This window comes from Kitasatospora putterlickiae (assembly GCF_039527695.1).
GTDB lineage: Bacteria > Actinomycetota > Actinomycetes > Streptomycetales > Streptomycetaceae > Kitasatospora > Kitasatospora putterlickiae.
Genome location: NZ_BAAAKJ010000062.1, coordinates 32,145 through 37,297, shown reverse-complemented (window position 1 = coordinate 37,297; position 5,153 = coordinate 32,145). Strand labels below are relative to the sequence as shown.

Here is a 5,153-nt window from a genome sequence, read left to right as displayed (position 1 = left end):
GCGAGGCGCTCTGGCGCGCCGGCGTCGACCGGGCCCAGGGCCACCGCCCCGGTGGCGACCTGCCGGCCGGCGACGACCGCCCGCTGTACTGGGCCAGGGTCGCCATGACCATCCAACTGGCCCGCTGGCAGCCGGGCTTCACCGTCGATCAGGCGGCGCTGCGGGCGCGGTTCGAGGACGCCTCGCGCGGGCTGGCCGACAGCCGGTTCGGTGCCCGCCCCGGGGTGCGCCGGATCCTCGTCAGCGGCTTCGACCCCTTCGGCCTGGACGCCGAGCCGCGTCGCGCCAACCCCTCCGGCTCGGCGGTCCTGCAACTGGACGGACGGCGGATCGCCCTCGCCGACGGCACCCCCGCCGAGATCCAGGCGGTGGTCCTCCCGGTCCGCTACGGCGACTTCGACCGCGGCATGGTCGAGCGCGCCTTCGGCCCGCGGCTCGCCCCCGGCCACCGCTCCGCCGACCTCATCACCACCATCAGCCAGGGCTACCCCGGGCTGTTCACCCTGGAGGCCTGGGCCGGTCGCGCCCGCTCCGCCGACCCGTACCCGGACAACGCCGGCGTGCTCTCCGGCGGCACCCGCGAGCACCCCGTCACCGCCCCCGGGCTCGGCCCCGGCGCGGAGTTCATCGCCACCAGCCTGCCGGCCGGGCCGATGACGTCCGTCCAGCAGCCGTTCCCGGTCAAGCTGAACACCACCGTCACCGAGATCCCCGCAGGGGCGAGCGCCCCGGTCGACCGGCCGGACGGCCCGACCCCCGGCTCGCGCGCGGTCGCCGGCGGCGGCGGGGGCTACCTCTCCAACGAGGTCGCCTACCGCACCAACCGGCTGCGCCTGGAGGTGGCTCCGCAGGTGCCCGGCGGCCATCTGCACACCCCCGTGCTCACCGGCCTGCCCGCGCCGACCGACCAGCTCACCGGGCCGGAGTTCGAGCAGAACGAGGCCGCGATCGCCGGCGAGGTCCTGGAGATCCTGCGGCACACGGCGGGCTGACGGCGGGCTGACGACGGGCCGGCGACGGGCTGGCGGCGGCGCGGGGGCGGTCAGCGCGAGGCCCGCGTCCGNNCGTCCGTCCCGGGGGAGTCGCCCCCGGGGCGGACGGGGGTCCGTCGTGCCGAGCCGGCTCGTCCGGGGCCACCCGTCGAAGGGGCGTTCCCGTCAGGCGGGCGCCGTCGCGGGCGCCGGTGCGCGGAGCCCGTCGACGGTGCGCCGACGCGCGGCCGAAGACCCCTAACCGACCCGGGAAAGGCTCGAATAGGGGTTATCCGGTACGGGGTGGCTGCGTAGGGTTCAGGGCCCAGTCAGGTATCGCTGGCGAAGCCACCCCCGGGAGGTATCACGATGACGAACCCGAAGGCGAACATCCTGCTCGAAGGCGGCGCGGCCGGATCGGACTTCGCGCGCGTGCGCGAGGTCCTGGCCGGCGAGAGCGTGGTCAAGGTCCTCGCAGGCAACCGGTACGAGCACTTCCGGCGAACCGGCCGCACGACCCTGCACGAGGGCGTCCCACTGGAGATCTTCGAGTGGAGCGGCAACACCTTCGTCGCCGAGTGACGTCCGCCGGGGGTGCCGGGGACGGGCGGGCCGTCCCCGGCACCGCCGGTGACCGGCCCCGGACGAGTGCCCGTCCGGCCGTCGCGCAACCGGAGGTTTTCCGGTCGGCGGGCCGGTCCGGAGGACAAATCCCGCCGATTTGGTACAAGGTGCCGCCTGCATGAGCATGGGCGTCCGCTCCACCGAGCGCGCAGGACGCAGGAAAGGCACCACACCCCCATGCACAGCAGCCCGGCCGCGACCCGGCAGGCACCCCCCGGCCCGTCCCTCCCGGCCCCGTCCCCGGGACCCTCCCCGTCGTCCCGCTCCGCCGTCCGCCGCTTCGGCCTGCCGACCGCGACCGCCCTGGTGATGGGCAACATCATCGGCGGCGGCATCTTCATGATCCCCGCCGCGGTGGCCCCGTACGGAACGGTCAGCCTGCTCGCCTTCGCCGTGCTCACCGCCGGGGCCATCGCCCTGGCCCTGGTCTTCGGGCGGCTCGCGCGCCGCGACCCGCGCACCGGCGGCCCGTACGTCTACGCCCGCGAGGCCTTCGGCGACTTCGCCGGCTTCATCGCCGCCTGGTCCTACTGGATCACCACCTGGGTCAGCAACGCCGCGCTCGCCGTCGCCGCCGTCGGCTACCTCGCCGTCCTGTGGCCGGCCGTCGGCCGCTCCACCGCCCTCGCGCTCGGCTGCGCGCTGGCCGTCCAGTGGCTGCCCGCGCTCGCCAACCTGGCCGGCACCCGCTACGTCGGCGCCGTCCAACTCGTCGCCACCGTCCTCAAGTTCATCCCGCTGGTGATCGTCGCGGTGGCCGGCCTGGGCTCCTTCGACCCGGCGAACCTCGGTCCCTTCGACGCGACCGGCGACGGCTGGCTCGGCGGAATGACGGCCGCCGCCGCGATCCTGCTCTTCAGCTACCTCGGCGTGGAGTCCGCCGCGATGAGCGCGGGCCAGGTCCGCGACCCGGAGCGCAACGTCGGCCGGGCCAGCGTGCTCGGCACGGCGGGCGCGGCCGTCGTCTACCTGCTCGGCACGCTCGCCGTGTTCGGCACCGTCGCCCACGAGCGGTTGATCCACTCCACCGCGCCGTTCTCCGACTCCGTGAACGCCGTCTTCGGCGGCTCCTGGGGCGGCACGGCCGTCGCCGTCGCCGCCCTGGTCTCGATGACCGGCGCCCTCAACGGCTGGACCCTGCTCTCCGCCCAGGCCCCCTACGCCGCCGCCAAGGACGGCCTGTTCCCCGCTGTCTTCGCCACCGAACGGCGCGGCGTGCCCGTCGTCGGCGTCCTGACCGGCGTCACCCTCGCCTCGCTGCTCACCGTCCTCGACTTCGCCTCCGGCGCCAAGGCCGCCTTCGACACCCTGGTGCTGGTCACCACCTTCACCGCGACCGTCCCCTACCTCCTCTCCAGCGCCGCCCAACTGCACTGGCTGCTGCGCGGCGACCGGCACCGTGTCGCCCCCGCCCGCCTCGCCCGCGACCTCACCCTCGCCCTCGCCGCCTTCGCCTTCTCCGCCTGGCTCGTCGCCGGCGCCGGCTACGCCGCCGTCTACCAGGGCGTCCTCTTCCTCCTCGCCGGCGTCCTCGTCCACACCGTCCTCACCGCCCGCCGCCACCGCCGCACCACCTGACCCGGCCGGCGTGACCGGGGTCCGGTTGTCGGTGGGGCGCGCTAGCGTCGTGATCATCGCGATCATCGCGTTGGAGCGGGTGGAGGAACGTCATGAGCGATCCCACGGGCGGGACGGTCGGTTGGGACGAGGTGCGGGTGCTCATCGCCGCCAGGGTTCCGCAGGGGGTGATCGACCGGCTGTCGCCGGTGCCCGCCGCCGGGCTGGGGCACCTGCGGGCCCCGCTGCGCCGGCTGCGCACCGAACTGCTGCGTGAGCTCTCCGCCGGCGACCCGCGACGCTACTCCGCCGCGTACGACCAGCTCGCCGCCCTGCAGTTCGCCGGCATCTACTCCGCCGCCACCCCGGCGGAGGCCCTGGACTGGCTCACCGCGCGCCGGCTGCTCTCCTTCACCTGGCCGCTGCCCGGCGGCGGCTCCACCAACGCCGACGCCCGCGTCGTGCTGCTGGCCCTGCTCACGCCGCACCGCGACGCGGCGTTCCAGCGCGAGCTCGCGGTCCGGCTCGCCGAGTGGATGCCCGCGCGCGGCGACCGGTTCCGCTGGGTGATCGCCCACGGGCTCGCCGTCTGGACCGGCGCCGAGGTCCCGGCCACCGACGGCTATCTGACCGGCTGGCTGCACGAGGCGAGGCTGATCCGCTACGACCACCGCGAGACCGGCGAGTGGTTCGCCGACCAGGGCCTGCGCCCGCCGGTGCCGCACCACGACACGCTGCGCTCCTGGCTGCGGGCCGAGCCCAGGCTCGCCGAGTTCGTCCGACGGCTGTTCGACGTCCCGGACGCCGGGTCCGCGTTCACCGATCCCTACGCCCCCCGCTTCGGGCCGGACAACGAGTGGCCCAAGGCGCTCACCGCGCTGGCGGGCGAGGGCGTGCTCGACCGCGCCGAACTGCTCGACCGCTGCCTCGGCCGCCTGCTGCGCGGCGACCGGCCCGGAAACCTGCGCGGATTCGTCCGGCTGTACGAGGCGCTGGCCCCCGACGCGGAGGAGGTCGCCGCCCGGGCCCGGGACCACGTCCGGCTGGCCGCCGACGGCGCGCCGACCGCCGCGAAGGCCGCCCAGACGGCGCTGCGGTCCCTGGACGCCCGGCTTCCGGCCGAACTGTTCACCGAGCTGACGGCCGCGGTCCTGGCCCGCCCGGAGAAGGCGCTCGCCACCGTCCAGCTGGGCTGGGCCGACGCGGCCCTTCGCCGGGACCCGACGGGCGCGGACGACCTGCTTCCCGCCCTCGCCGTGGCCTTCGCCCACCCGGCGTCCGCCGTCCAGGAGCGCGCCCTGCGGCTCGTCGCCCGCCATCTGTCCGACGTCGCCCCGGCCACGGCCGAGGCCGTGCGCGCCGCCGCCACCGGGCTCGGCCCCGCGCTGCGGGCGGACGCGCAGGGGCTGCTGGCCGTCCCGACCGTGGTCGCGGAAGCCTCCGCGGCGGCGCGGCCCGTGCCGGTGCCTCCCGCCGCGCTCCCGGCCCCGCCCGCCGGACCGGTCGAGCTCGCCGAGCGGCCCGCCGCCGTGCTGGCCGACGGGATTCCCGACCCCGGGGAGTTCGAGGTCGTGCTGGCCGCCCTGGTCGCCGAGCGGCACCGGGACGCGGCCGCGCTCGGGGCCGCGCTCGCCCCGCTCGCCCCGGGCTCGGTCCTCGTCCGGGGCATCGGCACCGTCGGGGGCACGCTGGGTCGCCTGCTCGACGCCCTGAGCGGCCGTGAGCACGGGTCCGCCGCGCTCACGGCCGAACTGCTCGCCCTCCCGGCCCCGCTGCGCACTCCCGCCCTGATCCCGGCCCTGCGCGTGCTCGAAGCGGCGTGCGGCGTCGCCGAAGCGCCGGTACCCGTGCTGCTCGCCACCCCCACCGGCGGGGACGGCACCCTCGACCCGGCCGCCCGCACCGAGCGGCTCGCCGCCCACCGCGCGGCCGGGGCCCGGCCCTGGCCCGCCGATCTGGCCCAGGCGCTGCTCCGGGTGCCGCTGGCCGCCCCGCCGGCCG

3 protein-coding genes and 1 pseudogene are annotated in these 5,153 nt (G+C 76.7%); all 4 read left to right on the top strand.

What is annotated here, in order from left to right; genetic code table 11:
- The coding region (locus ABD308_RS07175) for a pyroglutamyl peptidase (RefSeq protein WP_344329449.1) at positions 1-992 on the top strand (992 nt) is incomplete at its 5' end.
- A gap of 348 nt (positions 993-1,340) precedes the next feature.
- The gene (locus tag ABD308_RS07170) at positions 1,341-1,553 is read left to right on the top strand and encodes a DUF5988 family protein (protein ID WP_344329448.1); all 213 of its coding nucleotides are present in this window, start codon (positions 1,341-1,343) and stop codon (positions 1,551-1,553) included.
- Positions 1,554-1,772: 219 nt separating this feature from the next.
- Positions 1,773-3,173: an amino acid permease gene (locus ABD308_RS07165; RefSeq protein WP_344329446.1), complete on the top strand. Its 1,401-nt coding sequence runs from the start codon at positions 1,773-1,775 to the stop codon at positions 3,171-3,173.
- 92 nt (positions 3,174-3,265) lie between these two features.
- A pseudogene (locus tag ABD308_RS07160) lies at positions 3,266-5,153 on the top strand (DUF6493 family protein); the annotation flags it as partial.

Bases quoted from the DNA above. Each gene is read 5' to 3' on its own strand.
- ABD308_RS07170 (WP_344329448.1), top strand. From the start codon at position 1,341: ATGACGAACCCGAAGGCGAACATCCTGCTCGAAGGCGGCGCGGCCGGA.
- ABD308_RS07165 (WP_344329446.1), top strand. From the start codon at position 1,773: ATGCACAGCAGCCCGGCCGCGACCCGGCAGGCACCCCCCGGCCCGTCC.